General features: G+C 69.1%; 15 protein-coding genes. 12 read left to right on the top strand and 3 right to left on the bottom strand.

Features of this window, described 5'->3' with window-relative positions; genetic code table 11:
• Positions 1 to 6: 6 nt before the first annotated feature.
• The 3 genes from SJY11_RS17045 (at position 7) to SJY11_RS17055 (ending at position 4,665) form a co-directional block, all read left to right on the top strand.
• The gene (locus SJY11_RS17045) at positions 7 to 2,406 is read left to right on the top strand and encodes a phosphoketolase family protein (RefSeq protein ID WP_376987958.1); all 2,400 of its coding nucleotides are present in this window, start codon (positions 7 to 9) and stop codon (positions 2,404 to 2,406) included.
• Positions 2,407 to 2,495: 89 nt separating this feature from the next.
• Positions 2,496 to 3,923 (top strand): phospholipase D-like domain-containing protein, encoded by a 1,428-nt coding sequence (locus SJY11_RS17050; protein ID WP_376987959.1) that lies wholly within the window; start codon positions 2,496 to 2,498, stop codon positions 3,921 to 3,923.
• 19 nt (positions 3,924 to 3,942) lie between these two features.
• On the top strand, positions 3,943 to 4,665 hold the full coding sequence (locus SJY11_RS17055; protein ID WP_376987960.1) for an endonuclease/exonuclease/phosphatase family protein: 723 nt from the start codon (positions 3,943 to 3,945) through the stop codon (positions 4,663 to 4,665).
• A 16-nt stretch (positions 4,666 to 4,681) separates the two neighbouring features.
• On the opposite strand, the gene SJY11_RS17060 is transcribed toward SJY11_RS17055, so the two are convergent.
• Together SJY11_RS17060 and SJY11_RS17065 are read right to left on the bottom strand one after the other, a co-directional pair.
• A complete protein-coding gene (locus SJY11_RS17060; protein ID WP_376987961.1) occupies positions 4,682 to 6,631 on the bottom strand; it encodes a heavy metal translocating P-type ATPase in 1,950 nt (649 codons plus the stop codon).
• A 150-nt stretch (positions 6,632 to 6,781) separates the two neighbouring features.
• Entirely contained in the window at positions 6,782 to 7,471 is a 690-nt protein-coding gene (locus tag SJY11_RS17065) for a GntR family transcriptional regulator (protein WP_376987962.1), read from the bottom strand.
• A gap of 63 nt (positions 7,472 to 7,534) precedes the next feature.
• Here SJY11_RS17065 and SJY11_RS17070 point away from each other — a divergent pair, with 63 nt between their 5' ends.
• The 4 genes from SJY11_RS17070 to SJY11_RS17085 all read left to right on the top strand — a co-directional run bounded on the left by SJY11_RS17070 (position 7,535) and on the right by SJY11_RS17085 (position 11,946).
• On the top strand, positions 7,535 to 9,259 hold the full coding sequence (locus tag SJY11_RS17070) for an IlvD/Edd family dehydratase (RefSeq protein ID WP_376987963.1): 1,725 nt from the start codon (positions 7,535 to 7,537) through the stop codon (positions 9,257 to 9,259).
• Positions 9,260 to 9,337: 78 nt separating this feature from the next.
• On the top strand, positions 9,338 to 10,312 hold the full coding sequence (locus tag SJY11_RS17075; protein WP_376987964.1) for a Bug family tripartite tricarboxylate transporter substrate binding protein: 975 nt from the start codon (positions 9,338 to 9,340) through the stop codon (positions 10,310 to 10,312).
• Positions 10,313 to 10,331: 19 nt separating this feature from the next.
• Positions 10,332 to 11,249 (top strand): 3-hydroxyacyl-CoA dehydrogenase family protein, encoded by a 918-nt coding sequence (locus tag SJY11_RS17080; protein WP_376987965.1) that lies wholly within the window; start codon positions 10,332 to 10,334, stop codon positions 11,247 to 11,249.
• Positions 11,250 to 11,265: 16 nt separating this feature from the next.
• Positions 11,266 to 11,946 carry an aspartate/glutamate racemase family protein gene (locus tag SJY11_RS17085; RefSeq protein ID WP_376987966.1) on the top strand — a complete coding sequence of 227 codons (681 nt, stop codon included), beginning with the start codon at positions 11,266 to 11,268 and terminating at the stop codon, positions 11,944 to 11,946.
• Positions 11,947 to 11,968: 22 nt separating this feature from the next.
• Here SJY11_RS17085 and SJY11_RS17090 read toward each other — a convergent pair whose 3' ends face one another.
• A complete protein-coding gene (locus SJY11_RS17090; protein ID WP_376987967.1) occupies positions 11,969 to 12,961 on the bottom strand; it encodes a TerC family protein in 993 nt (330 codons plus the stop codon).
• 295 nt (positions 12,962 to 13,256) lie between these two features.
• Between SJY11_RS17090 and SJY11_RS17095 the strand changes: the two genes are divergently transcribed.
• The 5 genes from SJY11_RS17095 to SJY11_RS17115 all read left to right on the top strand — a co-directional run bounded on the left by SJY11_RS17095 (position 13,257) and on the right by SJY11_RS17115 (position 16,888).
• The gene (locus SJY11_RS17095; RefSeq protein WP_376987968.1) at positions 13,257 to 13,661 is read left to right on the top strand and encodes a DUF4112 domain-containing protein; all 405 of its coding nucleotides are present in this window, start codon (positions 13,257 to 13,259) and stop codon (positions 13,659 to 13,661) included.
• Positions 13,662 to 13,664: 3 nt separating this feature from the next.
• On the top strand, positions 13,665 to 13,976 hold the full coding sequence (locus SJY11_RS17100; protein ID WP_376987969.1) for a hypothetical protein: 312 nt from the start codon (positions 13,665 to 13,667) through the stop codon (positions 13,974 to 13,976).
• A 3-nt stretch (positions 13,977 to 13,979) separates the two neighbouring features.
• The gene (locus tag SJY11_RS17105) at positions 13,980 to 14,447 is read left to right on the top strand and encodes a TerB family tellurite resistance protein (protein ID WP_376987970.1); all 468 of its coding nucleotides are present in this window, start codon (positions 13,980 to 13,982) and stop codon (positions 14,445 to 14,447) included.
• A 534-nt stretch (positions 14,448 to 14,981) separates the two neighbouring features.
• The gene (locus SJY11_RS17110; protein ID WP_376987971.1) at positions 14,982 to 16,019 is read left to right on the top strand and encodes an acyltransferase family protein; all 1,038 of its coding nucleotides are present in this window, start codon (positions 14,982 to 14,984) and stop codon (positions 16,017 to 16,019) included.
• A gap of 80 nt (positions 16,020 to 16,099) precedes the next feature.
• The gene (locus tag SJY11_RS17115; RefSeq protein ID WP_376987972.1) at positions 16,100 to 16,888 is read left to right on the top strand and encodes a WecB/TagA/CpsF family glycosyltransferase; all 789 of its coding nucleotides are present in this window, start codon (positions 16,100 to 16,102) and stop codon (positions 16,886 to 16,888) included.
• Positions 16,889 to 16,915: the final 27 nt, after the last annotated feature.

The following is a 16,915-nucleotide window of genomic DNA, read 5'->3' on the forward strand; positions in this document are numbered from 1 at the left end:
GCCCCGATGAGCCAAGCAAATCCGAGCCCGAGCCCTCTGAGCCCCGATGAACTCTCGCTCCTCCACCGTTACTGGAGCGCGGCGAATTATCTCTCGGTCGGCCAGATCTACCTGCTCGACAATCCCCTGCTGCGCGAGCCGCTGAAGCCGGAGCACGTCAAGCCGCGCCTGCTCGGCCATTGGGGCACGACACCGGGGCTGAACTTCATCTATGCCCATCTCAACCGGGTGATCGCGGCGCGCGATCTCGACATGCTCTATGTCTGCGGCCCGGGCCATGGCGGGCCAGGCATGGTCGCCAACACCTATCTCGAAGGCACCTATACAGAGACCTATCCCGACATCACGCGGGACACCGAGGGCCTGCGCAAGCTGTTCCGCCAGTTCTCCTTTCCCGGCGGCATCCCCAGCCATGCCGCGCCCGAAACGCCGGGCTCGATCCATGAGGGCGGCGAACTCGGCTATGCGCTGGTGCATGCCTTCGGGGCGGCCTTCGACAATCCCGAGCTGATCGTCGCCTGCGTCGTCGGCGACGGCGAGGCCGAGACCGGGCCGCTCGCGGCCGCCTGGCATTCGAGTAAATTCCTCGACCCGGTGCATGACGGGGCCGTTCTGCCGATCCTGCATCTCAACGGCTACAAGATCGCCAATCCGACGATCCTGGCGCGGATGCCGACGGACGAACTGCGCAGCCTGCTCGTCGGCTATGGCTACGAGCCCTTCTTCGTCGAGGGCAGCGAGCCGGACCTGATGCACCAGCAGATGGCCGGCACGCTCGATCTGGTCTGCGACCGCATCGGCGCCATCCAGGCGCAGGCCCGCTCAGGGGCCGGGGTCGCGGGGCGGCCGCGCTGGCCGATGATCGTGCTACGCAGCCCCAAGGGCTGGACGGGGCCGAAGACCGTCGATGGCAAGATGGTCGAGGGGTTCTGGCGCTCGCATCAGGTGCCGATCGCCAATGCGCGCGGCGATGCGGGCCATCTGCAGTTGCTCGAAGACTGGATGCGCGGCTATGCGCCCGAGACGCTGTTCGACGATGACGGCTGCCTGAAGCCGGAGCTGCAGGCGCTGGCGCCGTCGGGGACACGCCGGATGGGCGCCAATCCCCATGCCAATGGCGGGCTGCTGAAGCGCGAGCTGAAGCTGCCCGACTATCGCCGCTTCGCCATCGCCCTGCCCGGCCCCGGCGGCGCGTTCGCCGAGGCGACGCGCACGATGGGCCATTTCCTGAAGGAGGTCGTCTCCCTTAACGCGGAGGCCCGCAATTTCCGGATCATGGGGCCCGACGAGACGGCCTCGAACCGGCTCGATGCGGTGTTCGACGTCACCGAGCGCGTCTGGAGGGAGGCGATCCTGCCCGAGGACGTGCATCTCGCGCCGGAGGGCCGCGTCATGGAGGTGCTGAGCGAGCATCTCTGCCAGGGCTGGCTCGAGGGCTATCTGCTCACCGGCCGCCACGGACTGTTCTCCTGCTACGAGGCCTTCATCCACATCGTCGATTCGATGGTGAACCAGCATGCGAAATGGCTGAAGGTCACGCGCGAGATCCCTTGGCGCGCGCCGATCGCCTCGCTGAACTACCTCCTGACCTCGCATGTCTGGCAGCAGGACCATAACGGCTTCAGCCATCAGGATCCCGGCTTCCTCGACCTGATCGCCAACAAGAAGGCCGATACGGCGCGGATCTACCTGCCACCGGACGCCAACACCCTGCTCTGGGTCACCGATCACTGCCTGCGGACCTATGACCGCATCAACGTCATCGTCGCCGGCAAGGCCCCGGCCCCGCAATGGCTGACGATCGACGAAGCCGCGATCCACGCCGAAGCCGGGATCGGAAGCTGGGCGTGGGCCGGATCCGAGCGTGCGGGCCGCGACCCCGACATCGTCCTCGCCTGTGCCGGCGACGTGCCGACGATCGAGACGCTGGCCGCGGCCACCCTGCTACGCGAGGCGCTGCCGGATCTCGCGGTTCGCGTCGTCAACGTCGTCGATCTGATGACGCTGCAGAGCCGCCGGCAGCATCCGCACGGGCTCGACCATGTGGATTTCGACGCGCTGTTCACGCGGGACCGGCCGGTGATCTTCGCCTTCCACGGCTATCCGCAGCTGATCCATCGCCTGACCTACGACCGCGCCAACCATGGCGGGCTGCATGTCCACGGCTATCGCGAGGAAGGCACCACGACGACGCCCTTCGACATGCTGGTGATGAACGAACTCGACCGCTTCCACCTCGCCATCGCGGCCGTCGACCGGCTGCCCGAGCAAGGTCCGGAGACGGCGCGCGCACGCCAGCATTTCGAGGACCGCCTGATCGCGCATGCGGCCCATATCCGCGAGACCGGCGAGGACATGCCGGAGATCCGGGAGTGGCGCTGGTCCGCGGGCGCCGCGGCGAGCTGAGGGACGCACGCGGCGGCTGCGACCGCATGGTGCGAGCGTTGGCGGTCGCACGGATGTCCAAGCGCGCCGCTTCATAGTAGATGCCGGTCATGGATTCTGCCGCGCCGCTCGACAGCCTCGTCGCCCAGGCCCCCCTGCTGCTGACGGCGCTGCATCTCGCCACGGCCGGCACGGTCACCATCCATGCGCTGATGCGCAAGCGCGAGGTCTCGTCGGCGATCGGCTGGATCGGCCTGGCGTGGCTTTCGCCGTTCTTCGGCCCGCTGCTCTATTTCGGCTTCGGCATCAACCGCGTGAAGCGGCGGGCGCGGCGCCTGCGCGGCGCCGACGAGGCCGGCCATGGCCGCGGCCAGAAGGCGATCGTCGTGGCGGGGCCGACCGGCAGCCTGGAGCGAGCGGTCGGTCGCATCACCCGCGCGCCGACCGAGCCGGGCACGGTCGCCGCCGTGATGGAATGCGGCGACGAGGCCTATCCGCGGATGCTGGCGGCGATCGAGGCCGCGACCACCAGCATCGCGCTCTCGACCTTCATCTTCCGCAAGGACGCGCTCGGCCAGAGCTTCGTCGAGGCCCTGGTGCGGGCCCATCGCCGGGGCGTGGCGGTTCGCGTCCTCATCGACGGCTTCGGCGGGGGCTTCCTGTTCTCGCGCGCCTATCACGCCCTGCGACGCGAGGGCGTTCCCGCGGCACGCTATCTGCATTCCCTGCTGCCATGGAAGATGCCGCTGCTCGACCTGCGCCTGCACAAGAAGATCCTGCTGATCGACGGCCGGACGGTCTTCCTCGGCGGCCTCAATATCGGCGGGGAGAACGTCCTGGCGTCGCGGCCGCGAGAGCCGGTTCGCGACGTGCATTTCATTGTCGAGGGGCCGGTGGTGCGACAGGTCATGGACAGCTTCCAGGAGGACTGGGCGTTCTCGACGGGCGAGACGCTGGAAGGCCCGGCCTGGTTTCCCTCCGGCCACGCCGTCGGCACCGCGCCGGCGCGGGTGATCTCGTCGGGTCCGGACCAGAGCGTCGACCAGCTGATGCTGGTCCTGCTCTCTGCGATCAACGGGGCCTCGGCGAGCCTGCGGATCGCGACACCCTATTTCCTGCCCGACGAGCAGATCATCACCGCGCTGCAGCTCGCCGCGCTGCGGGGCGTCGAGGTCGACATCGTCATCCCCGCCCGCAACAACCACCGGCTGATGGGCTGGGCGATGCAGGCCCATCTTCGCCCGCTGCTCAAGGCCGGCTGCCGGATCTGGCGGTCGCCCGCACCGTTCGACCATTCCAAGCTCGCAACCATCGACGGAGTCTGGTGCCTGATCGGCAGCGCCAACTGGGATGCCCGCAGCCTGCGGCTGAACTTCGAGATCACGATGGAGTTGTATGCCGCGGAGCTGGCGGGACGCATCGCCCATCTCATCGACGGCAAGCGCGGAGAGCCCCTGACCCTGGAGCAGATCGACGCACGCTGGCCGATCGTGAAAATTCGTGATGCGGCCGCGCGGCTGTTGATGCCCTATCTGTGATGGTGATGAGCGAGGTCGCGTGAAGGTCGCATCCTACAACATCCACAAGTGCCGCGGCACCGACCGACGCGTCCGGCCCGATCGAATCGTCTCCGTCCTGGCCGAGATCGGGGCCGATCTGGTGGCGCTGCAGGAGGTCGACCGGCGCTTTGGCCAGCGCACCGGCCTGCTCGACCCCGCCGCGATCCTGCGCGAGACGGGGCTGCATCTGCTCGTCCAATCCGACGTCGTCGATGGCCATGGCTGGCATGGCAACGCGCTGCTGGTGCGCGGCGAACCCCGCTCCTACCGGCGCTTCAGGCTCAAGTTGCCGGGCGTCGAGCCGCGCGGTGCGGTGGTCGCCGAGTTCGACCTCGGCGAGGGCCGCTTCCGGGTCATCGCGGCCCATCTCGGCCTGCTGCGGCGCTCGCGCATCGACCAGGCGACGATGCTGCTGCACGCCTTTCTCGAACTCACCCCGATGCCGACCATCCTGCTCGGCGACTTCAACGAATGGCGGCGCGGCCGTCGTTCGGCGCTGGACGTGCTGGTCCCCCATTTCGCCGACATGAAGCACCCGGCGAGTTTCCCCTCGCGCCGGCCGATGCTGCCGCTCGACCGGATCCTGGCCTGGCCGGAAGGGCTGATCTCCGAACTCTGCGTGCATGACACGCCGCTCGCCCGCAAGGCCTCGGACCATCTGCCGCTGACGGCGCGCGTCGACATCTCGCGCTGGCAGGCGGGGCTCGTAAGCGCGGCCTGACGCGAGACGCCGTGGCTCAGGCTGTCTCGACCGTCGCGGGCGCGGCAGGAGGCGCCGGCTCATCCTCGACCCCGCGCGGCAGCATCCGCGCCGAATTGCCGAGGAAGACCAGCTCCGAGCCGACATGGATGAAGGCCGCGATGACGGGGCTGAGAAAGCCGGTTGCGGCGAGGCCGATGCCGACCGCGTCGATGATGAGCGTCCCGGCGAAGTTCTGCCAGATCACCCCCCGCGTCCGCCGGGCGATCAGCAGTGTGTCGACGAGCTTCAGCAGGTCGTTGCCGATCAGGATGATGTCGGCGCTGTCCTTGGCGATGTCCGTGCCGGCGCCCATGGCGATCCCGAGGCTGGCGGCCGTCAGGGCCGGCGCATCGTTGACGCCGTCGCCGACCATGCCGACGATGCGTCCCTCTTTGACCAGCGCCCGCACGCGCACCAGCTTGTCCTGGGGCAGCATGTCGCCGACGGCCTCGGCGATCCCGATCTCGCGCGCGACGCTGGTCGCGACGGCAGCCGTGTCGCCGGAGAACAGCAGGGTCCTGACGCCGATGGTTGCGAGCGCCGCCATCGCCGCCCTGGCCTCCGGACGCAAGGCGTCGGCGACGATGAGCTCGCCGATGAAGCGCCCATCGGCCGCAACCACGATATCCGAGCCGATCACCGGATGGTCGCGCGGCGGCACCGTGATGCCGGCCTCCTCCAGCAGCGCCCGGTTCCCGACCAGCACCGTGCGCCCCTCGACCACCGCGGTGATCCCGCGGGCGACCTTGAACTCGGCTGATGAGGGCTCCGGCACCGACAGCCCTTGTTTGCCCGCCTCCTCGACGACGGCGCGGGCGAGCGGATGCTCCGAGCGCATCTCCGCAGCCGCCGTCAGGCGCAGCAGTTCGAGCGGATCAATGCCCGGGGCCGGCAGGATCTGCTCGACGCCGGGCCGGCCCAGCGTCAGCGTGCCCGTCTTGTCGAGGACGAGCGTGTCGATGCGACCCAGCGTCTCGAGATGGATACCGCCCTTGATGATGGCGCCGAGGCGCGCGGCGCGGCCGATTCCGCCGAGAATGGCGATCGGGGTCCCCGCCGCGATGCCGCAGGCGCCGGCGACGATGATCACCGAGATCGTGTCGCGCATGTCGCGCGTGATCAGCCAGGTCAGGGCAGCGCAGATCGCCGCAACGTAGACCAGGTAGCCGGCGAGCCGGTCGGCGAGCTTCTGCACCGGCGCACGGCTGTGCTCGGCCGCTTCGACCGCCTCGATGATCTGACCATAGCTCGTGTCACGCCCGACGCGCTCGACCCGGATCTCGAGCGCGCCCATGTGATTGATCGACCCGGCATAAACCGCCCCGCCCACCGTCTTGTCGACGGGCATGGACTCGCCGGTGATGCGGGACTGGTCGACCGAGGACTGCCCGGCGACGACTTCGCCGTCGACGGGAAGCTTCTCGCCGGGATTGACCAGCACGATGTCGCCGAGCGCCACTTCGTCGACCGGTACCATCACCATGTCGTCGCCGCGCCGGATGCGTGCCTCGCGCGGGATGAAGGCAACGAGATCGCCGATGGCGCGGCGGCCGCGGGCGATCGTGAGATGCTCGAGCTCCTCTGCGACGAGGACAAAGAGGGTGACGACGAGCGCGGTGAAGATCTCCGCGATCGCGGCTGCGGCGACGATGGCGATGAGCATGGAGAGTTCCATGGTCATGCGCCGCGCGAGCAGATTGGCGAGCGCCTCCCGCAGCACCGGCCAGACGCTGAAGGCGAGCGCCAGCAGCCCGATCACGCTGACCTGCGCGACGGGCTCGTAGACGCGGAACCAGACGGCCGCAGCCCCCAGCGCCGCGACAGCGATGCGGGCGACGGCGATGGGTTCGAACGGCTCGTGCTGGTGAACGTCGTCGCGGACCCGGCGTCGCGCGCCCGGCGCGATCGGTTCCGGCACGGCGGCTTTGCTGTCGATCATCGCCATGGGATGCATCCTCCGCTCCGGCGGCCGCCTGGCCACCCTGCCCCGTGCCGCGTCGGACGATGCCTCCGGCAGAGCTAGACCGGCCGGCGCTGCGCCGCCTTGCGAAGGATCAATCCCGGCCGGCCCTGTCGGGAGGGCCTGGTCGCCTGGTCAGGAGCCTCTCCCCGGACGCAGGAAGCGGGCCTCGACGGCGGCGATATAGGCGTCGCGCGAGGGGCCGAGATGCTGGCGGCAGAGCGCGACGAGACGGCTACGGTCGCCTCCGGCCAGCGCCTCGACCATCGCGGCGTGCTCGTCGCGCGCGAGCGCGAGATGCTCGGGGCTCGCGGCGGTGATCGAGCGGGCGCCATGGACCTTCTGGGCGAGCCCCTGGATCAGCTCGACCAAATGAGGGTTGCCGCAGGCGCGGAACAGCGTCTCGTGGAAACGGATATTGGCCCGGAAGGCGCCGCGCGCATCGCTGGCCGCCACGGCCTCGGCATGGAGCTGCTGCAAAGCGCGCAGTGGCGCCAAAACCTCCGGTGCAACCGGCAACGGAATCTGCTCGGCGGCGAGCGTCTCGAGCACCTCGCGGACGGAGTAGATCTGCCGCACCTCGGCGGGGTCGAGCAGCCGCACCACGGCGCCGCGGTTGGGGATGCGCTCGACCAGCCCGACCCGCTCCAGCTCGGCCAGCGCCTCGCGCACGACATGGCGCTTCACGCCGAGCCGTTCCGCCAGCTCCTCCTCGACGAGGCGCTCGCGCGGCAGGAGCCAGCCGAGGACGATCTCCTCCTCCAGCCTGGCGGCAACGGTGCGGACGCGATCGGCGGTCTGGGCCTTCAGGGCGGTCTCCGGCATGCGCGATCGTAACCCTCGCCAGGATTGTTGACAATCATGGCGACAGCCATGATGCTGCCCCTCATGAGCGCTTCCGACGACGATACCCCATCCGCGGCTCCTGCGGCGCGCGGCCTGCGCCGCAATCTCGCGACCTATGGCGATCCCGGCTTCTCGCTGTTCCTGCGCAAGGCCTTCATCAAGGCGGCCGGCTTCTCCGACGACGCGCTCGACCGGCCGATCATCGGCATCACCAACACCTTCAGCGACTTCAATCCCTGCCATGGCAACGTGCCGCGGCTGATCGAGGCGGTGAAGCGCGGCGTGATGCTGGCGGGCGGCCTGCCGATGGAGTTCCCGACGATCTCCATCCACGAATCCTTCGCCAATCCGACCTCGATGTTCCTTCGCAACCTGATGGCGATCGACACCGAGGAGATGATCCGCGCCCAGCCCTGCGATTCCGTGGTGCTGATCGGCGGCTGCGACAAGACCGTTCCGGCCCAGCTCATGGGTGCGGTGAGCGCCGATGTTCCCGCGATCCAGCTCATCACCGGGCCGATGCTCGTCGGCCATCACAAGGGCGAGGTGCTCGGCGCCTGCACCGATTGCCGCCGCCTCTGGGGCCAGCATCGCGCCGGCCAGATCGACGAGGCCGAGATCGAGGTGCTCAGCGGGAGGCTCGCGCCAACGCAGGGCACCTGCATGGTCATGGGCACGGCGAGCACGATGGGCTGCCTGGTCGAGGCGCTGGGCATCGCGCTCCCCGGCTCGGGCACCATTCCCGCCACCCATGCCGACCGTATCCGCGCCGCGGAGGCCAGCGGCCGCGAGGCGGTGCGCCTGGCCCAGGGCGGGCCGAAGCCGAGCGAACTCCTGACCAGGACCGCCTTCCGCAACGCGCTGACCGTGCTGCAGGCGATCGGCGGCTCGACCAACGGGCTGGTGCATCTCGCCGCCATCGCGCGGCGCGCCGGCCTCTCGATCGACCTCGAGGAGTTCGACGCGATCGGCCGCAAGGTGCCGGTGCTGATCGACCTGAAGCCGTCCGGCGACCATTACATGGAGCATTTCCACTGGGCCGGCGGCGTGCCCAAGCTGATGAAGGAGCTGGGCGACCATCTCGACCGCTCGGCGCCCACCATCGACGGGCGCACGATCGGCGAGATCGCCGATGCGGCCGAGGACGTCCCGAACCAGACGATCATCCGCACCGCCGCGAGCCCGGTGAAGCCGACCGGCGGCATGGCCGTGCTGCGCGGCAATCTCGCGCCGGGCGGCGCGGTGATCAAGCACTCGGCCGCCTCGCCTGCCCTGCTGACGCATACCGGCCGCGCCGTCGTCTTCGCCTCGGTCGAGGACATGGTGCGACGCATGGACGATCCGGAACTCGACGTGAAGGCCGACGACGTGCTCGTGCTCACCAATGCGGGGCCCAAGGGCGCGCCCGGCATGCCGGAGGCCGGCTACATCCCGATCCCCAAGAAGCTGGCCCAGGCCGGCGTCAAGGACATGGTCCGCATCTCGGACGCCCGAATGAGCGGCACCGCCTTCGGCACCATCGTGCTGCACATCACACCTGAATCGGCCGTCGGCGGCCCGCTCGGGCTGGTGCGCGACGGCGACCTGATCCGGCTCGACGTCGAGGCGCGCGAGATCGCGCTGCTCGTCGACGAGGCCGAACTGGAACGGCGGAAGAGCGAATGGCAGCCGCCGGCGCATCTGGCCGAGCCCTCGCGCGGCTATCGTCATCTCTATCTCACCACCGTGCTGCAGGCGGACGAAGGCTGCGACTTCGACTTCTGCTGATCGGCCAGCCCGGCCCAAGCTTCTTGAACGAGACCGGACCAGCCGGTCCTTTGCGCCCCCCTCTTGGAGGATTCTCCCATGTTCGACCGTCGTCACCTGCTCGGCCTGCTGGCCGGCCTGTCCATCGCGCTGCCCGCCACCGCCTTCGCGCAGGCCTATCCGCAGAAGCCGATCACGCTGGTCGTGCCCTACGCGCCGGGCGGCGCCACCGACATCATCGGCCGCGTCGTCGCGGAAGAGATGTCCAACAGCCTCGGCCAGCGCATGGTGGTCGAGAACCGCGCGGGCGCCGGCGGCAGCGTCGGGGCGGCCGCGGCCTCCCGTGCGCAGCCGGACGGCTACACGCTGCTGCTCGGCGCGCTGACCAGCCATTCGATCAATATGAGCCTGCAGGCCAAGCCGGGCTTCGACCTGAAGAAGGACTTCGTTCCGGTCGGGCTCGCCGGCAATGTCGGCCTGGCGCTCGTCGTCCACCCCTCCGTGCCGGCCAAGACGGTTCCCGAGCTGATCGCCCTGATCAAGGCCAAGCCCGACGATTACTCCTACGCCTCCTCGGGCCAGGGTTCGCCGCAGCATCTCTCGGGCGAACTCTTCAACCTCAAGGCTGGCACGAAGATGCCGGTGGTGCCCTATCGCGGTTCCGGCCCGGCCATGACCGACATGGTCGCCGGCCAGGTCAAGATCATGTTCGACACGATCCCTGCCGTGCTCCAGCACGTGAAGGCGGGTTCGCTGCGGGCGCTCGCCACCACCGGCACCGAGGTCTCGACCTTCATGCCGGAGACGCCGACGGCGATCTCGCAGGGCCTCGCCGGCTTCGAGGTCTCGTCCTGGTTCGGCATGCTGGCCCCGGCCGGCACGCCGCAGCCGATCCTGGACAAGCTCAACGCCGAGCTGAACAAGGCGCTGCAGAGCCCGAAGCTCAAGGAGGCTCTGGCCCTGCAGGGCGTGGTGCCGAAGCCCAGCACGTCGGCGGAGGCCGCCGCGCGCATCGACAGCGAGATTGCCAAATGGGGCGATCTGATCAAGACGAGCGGCATCAAGGCCGAGTGAGCCCACAGGTCCGACCGTCATGAACCAGCCCGTCCAGCATCTCGCCATCGTCGGCGCCGGCATGATCGGCGCGAGCTGGGCGGCGCTCGCCAGCGCCCATGGCCTGAGCGTCAGCGCCTATGATCCGCATGAGGCGGCGCGCGAGCGCTTCCTCGGACATGTCGAGCGGGCGCGGAGCCAGCTGACGGAACTCGGCCTGACGGGGACCGGAGCGGTCTCGTTCTCGACGGACCTCGCCACAGCGCTCGCGGGCGCCGGCTTCGTCCAGGAGAACGGGCCGGAGAACGAGGCGGTCAAGCGCGCGCTGCTGGCGCAGATCGACGCCCTGCTGCCCGCGGACGCGATCATCGCCAGTTCGACCTCGGCGCTGGTGCGCAGCGCGATCGTCGCCGACTGCGCCCGTCCCGAGCGGGTCGTCGTGGCGCATCCGTTCAACCCGCCGCATCTCGTGCCGCTGGTCGAGATCGTCGGCGCGGATGAGGGCGTCGTCGAACGGGCCGCCGCCTTCTATCGCGGGCTCGGGCGCCGGCCCGTGGTGCTCAACCGCGAAATGCCCGGCCACATCGCCAACCGGCTGGCCTCGGCGCTCTATCGCGAGGCCGTCTATCTCGTCGAACAGGGCGTCGCGAGCGTCGCCGACATCGACGCCGCCCTGTGCAACGGCCCCGGCCTGCGCTGGGCGCTGATGGGGCCGCACATGACCTATCATCTGGGCGGCGGCGAAGGCGGTATCGCCGGCTATCTCGCCCATCTCGGGCCGAGCCAGGTGCGGCGCTGGCAGTCACTCGGCGATCCGTCGCTCGATGCCGAGACGCAGGCGAAGATCGTGGCGGGCGTCGCCGAGGAGGCGCAGGGGCGCAACATCGCCGAACTGGAAGCGCGCCGTGACGAAGGTCTGCTGGCCGTGCTGAAGGCCCGCATGCTGGTCAGCGAGTGACGAGACGGACGACCCGATGACCCTGATATCCGACCCCGCCCCGCGCATTGCGCTCATTCACGCGCTGGAGGAATCCGTGCTGCCGGCACGGGCCGCCTTCGCAGCGCACTGGCCGGAAGCCCAAGCCTTCGATCTGCTCGACACCTCGCTCGCCACCGATCTCGCAGCGCGCGGACGCCTCGATGACGCGATGACCGAGCGCTTCCTGACGCTCGGGCGCTATGCGGCGGCGACCGAAGCCACCAGCGGCCCGGCCAGGGCCATCCTCTTTACCTGCTCGGCTTTCGGCCCGGCCATCGACGCGGTGAAGCGGGCGCTGCCGATCCCGGTGCTGCGGCCCAACGAATCCGGCTTCGCCGAGGCGCTGGCGCTGGGCGGGCGGATCGGGCTGATGGTGACCTTCGCTCCGTCCCTGCCCTCCCTCACCCAGGAGATCCGCGAGATGGCGGGCGGCCCCGTCGAGGTGACCGGCGTCATGGTCGAAGGGGCTCTCGCCGCGCTGAAGGCCGGCGACGGTGCCACCCATGACCGGCTGGCGGCCGAGGCCGCCGCCAAGCTCTCGGGGATCGACACCCTGATCCTCGGGCAATTCTCGCTGGCCCGCGCCCGCCCCGCCATCGAGGCGGCGACCGGGCTTCGCGTCGTGACCACGCCGGAAGCCGCGATCCGCGGGCTGAAACGGGCAATCGCGGCCTGAGGCTCCGCGGCGGCCCGGCGGCTCAGACCTCGCCCATGCGGGCGGCGGCGCCGCGCGTCTTGAACAGGCTCCAGACGATGCCGGCGGCGATGATGCCGAGCGTGACGCCGAGCGAGACAGCCGGCGGGAATTTCTCCAGCCCGAGCAGGTCGGCGATGAAAATCTTCAAGCCGATGAAGACCAGAACGATCGCCAGCGCCGGCTTGAGATAGCGAAAGCGCCCGATCACGGCGGCCAGCGCGAAATAGAGCGCGCGCAGGCCCAGGATCGCGAAGATGTTCGAGGTGTAGACGATGAACGGGTCGGTGGTGATCGCGAAGATCGCCGGCACCGAGTCGACCGCGAAGATCAGGTCGGCGATCTCGATCGCGATCAGCGCCATGAAGAGCGGCGTGACGAACCAGGCCGGCTTGCCGGTCGCCGGATCGGTCTGCTTCACGAAGAAGCGCTCGCCATGGTGCTCGTCGGTGACGTTGAAGCGCCGCCGCATCAGCCGGATCAGGGCGTTGTTCTCGAGCGCGGGCGGCGTGTCGCCCATCACCAGCATCTTCACGCCGGTGACGATCAGGAAGACCGCGAAGAGGTAGAGCACCCAGCCGAACTGGGAGACCAGCGTCGCGCCGAGCCCGATCATGATCGCGCGCAGCACGATGACGCCGAGGATGCCCCAGAACAGCACGCGGTGCTGGTAATGCGGCGGCACGGCGAAGAAGGCGAAGATCAGCGCGATGACGAAGACATTGTCGAGCGCCAGCGTCTTCTCGACGACGAAACCGGTCAGGTAGTTCATGCCCGGCTCGGCGCCGAGATACCACCAGACCCAGGCGCCGAAGGCGAGGCCCAGCCCGATATAGGTGCCCGAGAGGAGGAGGCTTTCGCGGACCTCGATCGGCCGGTGCTCCTTGTGGAGCACGCCGAGATCGAAGGCGAGCAGGGCCGCGACGACGCCGATGAAAGCCAGCCACATCCAAGCCGGCTTGCCGAGCCAGTCGGCGACGAAGAAAGCGAAATCCATGATCGACCGTCAGCCGGGCGCGACATCGGAAAACGATCCGACATCGCGAACGCGCCGGCAGCGCTCGCCAGAGGGGCCCGGATCAGCGGGTGCGCCCGAGGTGGGAACCGGCCTGTCGCCGGTCAAGAGGCATCATGCAAAAATATTGACCCAGACCTGCCCTTGACGCATGCGATCCGACTCCCAATCTCCGGGAGGAACCCGGGTCCGGGCCCCTCTGGCAGCGACGCTGCGATGTCGGACTCTTCCACCTGACGAGCGCTGTTTGCGCTCCGATCTTGGGAGCACCGACGCCATGTCGATCGCCTACGACCTGTCACCCGCCCGCTCGCGGGCCGAAACCCTCGAACGTCTGGACGCCATCGCAAGGCTGCTCGACTCGGCCATCCGCGTACCCGGCACGCAGGTCCGCGTCGGCGCCGACGCGCTGCTGAACGTCATCCCCGGCATCGGCACCGTCATCGCCAAGGGCGTCTCGGCCTATCTCGTCTATGAGGCGAGGCGCCATGGCCTGCCGACCCTGACGGTCTGCCGCATGGCGGGACGTGTCGGCATCGACCTGGCGATCAGCGCCATCCCGGTGGTCGGCTGGTTCGGCGACGCCTTCTACCGCGCCAACCTCAAGAACATCGACGAACTGCGGCGCCATCTCCGCGCGGTCGACGGGACGCAGCACAGCGCCTTCTCCGGGAGGGTCTGAGCGATGCGCAACGTCATCTGGCTGGGCGGCCTCGTCGTCCTGGGGCTCTGGAGTCTCCTCGCCTGGGGCGGCCACGCCCTGCTCGACTGGACCAGCAACTGGGCCGCGGCCAATGCCGACCAGGTCTCGGGCGTGCCCGAGATCGTCGAAACGGTGTCCTGGGCGTTCCGCAGCCTCGGCAATGCCAGCGAGATCATCGTCATCATCATCTGGGCACTCGGCGCCATCCTCATCCTGGGCCTCGTCGGCCTCGCCAACCGCGTCCTGGGACGGCGCCGCCCGTCCCTGTCCCATCCCCGCAACTGGAGGGCCTGAGCCATGCCGACCCGTTCCCACCGCACCCAGGCCGATCTGAAGCGCGATCTCGACCTCTGGCACGACGAGGAAGCCAGCCTGCAGATCGAGACGATCGCGGCCGCCTGCGCCCTGATCGCCTATGCCGACGGCGTCGTGCGGCCGGCCGAGCATGATAGCATGGCGGCGTCGCTCTCCCGCTTCGGGCTCGTCGACGAACGCTCGCGCAGCGAGTTGCTGGCCGAGTTCGAGCACGCCACGGCACGCTTCGAGATCGACCCGTCAACCGGCGAGCGCGCCGCGCTGTCGACGATCGCCCGACTCCAGGGCAAGGCGCGCTTCGCCCAGACCCTGATCGAGACCTGCCGGCTGATCGGCGAGGCGGATGGGCATTACATCGTCGAGGAGCAGTCGGCGCTGGTAAAGATCTGCCGGCAGCTCGGCGTCGATCCGGTCGCGGCCGGCGCCTTTGCCGCCATGGCGAGGGCCTGAAGACGGGGCCGGCCTGCCCTGCCGCGTCAACCCGGCGCCCCGCCGCCGCGACCGCTGTCGCGCCGCAACAGGACCTGGCCGCGCCCCGTCTCGATCGCGCGCGAGACCGCGCCTGCCTGCATGGGCGATCGCGACAACGCAGCCGCCGGCCCAGACCGAAAGGCGGCAGCCGTGTCAGCGTGCTCCAAGCCGGACGGGCGGCACCTGAATCGTTGTCACGTCACGACCATCCGCCGAGCGCCCTTGTCAGCGCTCCCGGGTCTGCAACGCGCGGCGCTAACGCTAATGACAAGACGTTGTGGAGTTGGCCCCCGCCGGAGGCTATGACGCCAGACACGCGAAGCGCCGCGCGATCGCCCTCCAGAAGGATCTGCCACGCGTGGCTCACAACATCCGCTTCGCGACAGGCCGCTCCGACGTCGCTCCAATTGGCGTTCAGCCCGATGAGGGTGGCTGTTCCCCTTGGTCATTGACCCTAAAAGAGCGCTTCATTTTTTCGCGAGCCGGTTCTTCTTGCCTAAGGATCATCTCCCGATGGTGATCGTGATCCAGTATCTGCGCGGACTCGCGGCGGCGCTGGTGGTCTACACGCACCTCGACACGCAGATCGCCAGAATTTCCCCGGGAGCGCAGTTGCCCTGGGCCGAGATCGGCAACTGGGGCGTCGACATCTTTTTCGTGATCAGCGGATTCATCATGTATGTCGCGGCGATCGACATCGACGCGAGGCCGCTGAACTTCCTGACGCGGCGGGCGGTGCGGGTCGTGCCGCTCTACTGGGCGATCACGGCGGTGATCGTCGCTGCGGCCTCTGTCGTGCCCAGCATGCTCGCCAGCACGAGCCTCGAGGCGAACCATGTGCTCGCGTCGCTCATGTTTCTCCCCTGGCCAAATCCAGCCTATCCCGGCCTCTGGCCAGTGCTGATCCCGGGCTGGACGCTCAACTACGAGATGTATTTCTACGTCGCCGTGGCGATCGGCCTCCTGGCGCCGCGCCGGTATCGCATCCTGCTGACCTCGGCGATCGTCATTGGCGTGCTGGTCGCCGTGCAGGTCGCGCAGCCGACGACGCCCCTCGCCTTCTACGGAAACGACATCGTCCTCGAGTTCCTGTTCGGGCTTCTGGCCGGCCATCTGTTCACGCATCGCAGGCCGCTGGGCACGACGGCGGGCTTGATGCTGATCGCCCTGTCGGTCGGTTCGGTGCTGTGGATGGCCGGTACGGCCCTTCCACGCTCCGTGGCGTCCGGCCTTCCCGCGCTGCTGCTCGTGCTGGGCAGCCTTCAGTTCGAGGCCCGCGCCCGGCAGTCGGTCTTCCGGCCCGGCCTCCATCTCGGCGACATGTCCTATTCGCTCTATCTGACGCATGTGATCGCGCTACCCATGGTCACCGCCGTCTTCAGCCGGCTGGGGGCGCGCTCCGGATTCGATGTGTCCTGGGCCTATCCGGTCGTCGCCGCGCTCTTCGCCCTGCTCGTGGCGGCAATTGTCTATCGCGTCGTCGAGAAGCCGCTGACCCGTCAGTTCCGCAGCGTGACGGGCGAGTTGCGGGCGCGCGAAGCCGGCGCCTGACGTTAGCGATAACCGAGGGCGGCGATGGAAACCGCTGCCCCCCTATGCGATCAAGCCGCGGTCGGAGGTCGCGAGTCGAGATGGACAGCAGCGAAGCGGGCATCGAACCCCTCACAGGCGGGCCTGTGACGATCATCGGGGGGCTGCCGATCACGACGCTCGATCGCAAGGCCTCGGCGCAGCGCCTGGTCGAGATCGCGCTGCACGCGCGCGGCCAGGGGCAGAGGCCGTTCTACTCGACCTCGGCCAATGGTCAGGTCATCGCGCTGGCGCGGCACGATCCGGCGTTCCGGGCGCTTCTCCTCGAGGCCGACCAGATCCATCCCGACGGCATGCCGATGGTGCGCCTGTCGTCGCTCGTGGCGCGCGTGCCCCTGCGCGAGCGCGTCGCGACGACGGATCTGATCCACGACGTCGCGAGGCTGGCGGAGCAGGCCGGCGTCAGCTTCTACTTCCTGGGCGGCACCGCCGAGGTCAACGCCGCCGCCATCGAGCGGATCCGACAGGCCTATCCCGGGCTCGTCTTCGCCGGCGCCCGCTCGGGCTATTTCGACCCGGACGAGGAGATCGCGATCGTCGACGAGATCGCCCGCCTGCGGCCGGACATTCTGTGGATCGGATTCGGCGTGCCGCTCGAGCAGCGGTTCGTCGCCCGCCATATCGACCGCCTGCGCGGTGTCGGCGTCATCAAGACCTCGGGCGGCCTGTTCGACTTCCTCTCGGGGCGCAATTCGCGGGCGCCGCACTGGATGCAGGCCGCGGGGCTGGAATGGGCCTACCGCACCATGCTGGAGCCGCGCCGTCTGCTCGGCCGCTATCTCCGGACGAACCTCGTGGCGCTCTGGCAGATCCTGAGACATTCGAAGTAGCGCCGGCCGGCCGCCGCGCCGCTCATT

Source organism: Allobosea sp. R86505, assembly GCF_042466375.1.
Classification (GTDB): Bacteria; Pseudomonadota; Alphaproteobacteria; order Rhizobiales; family Beijerinckiaceae; genus Allobosea.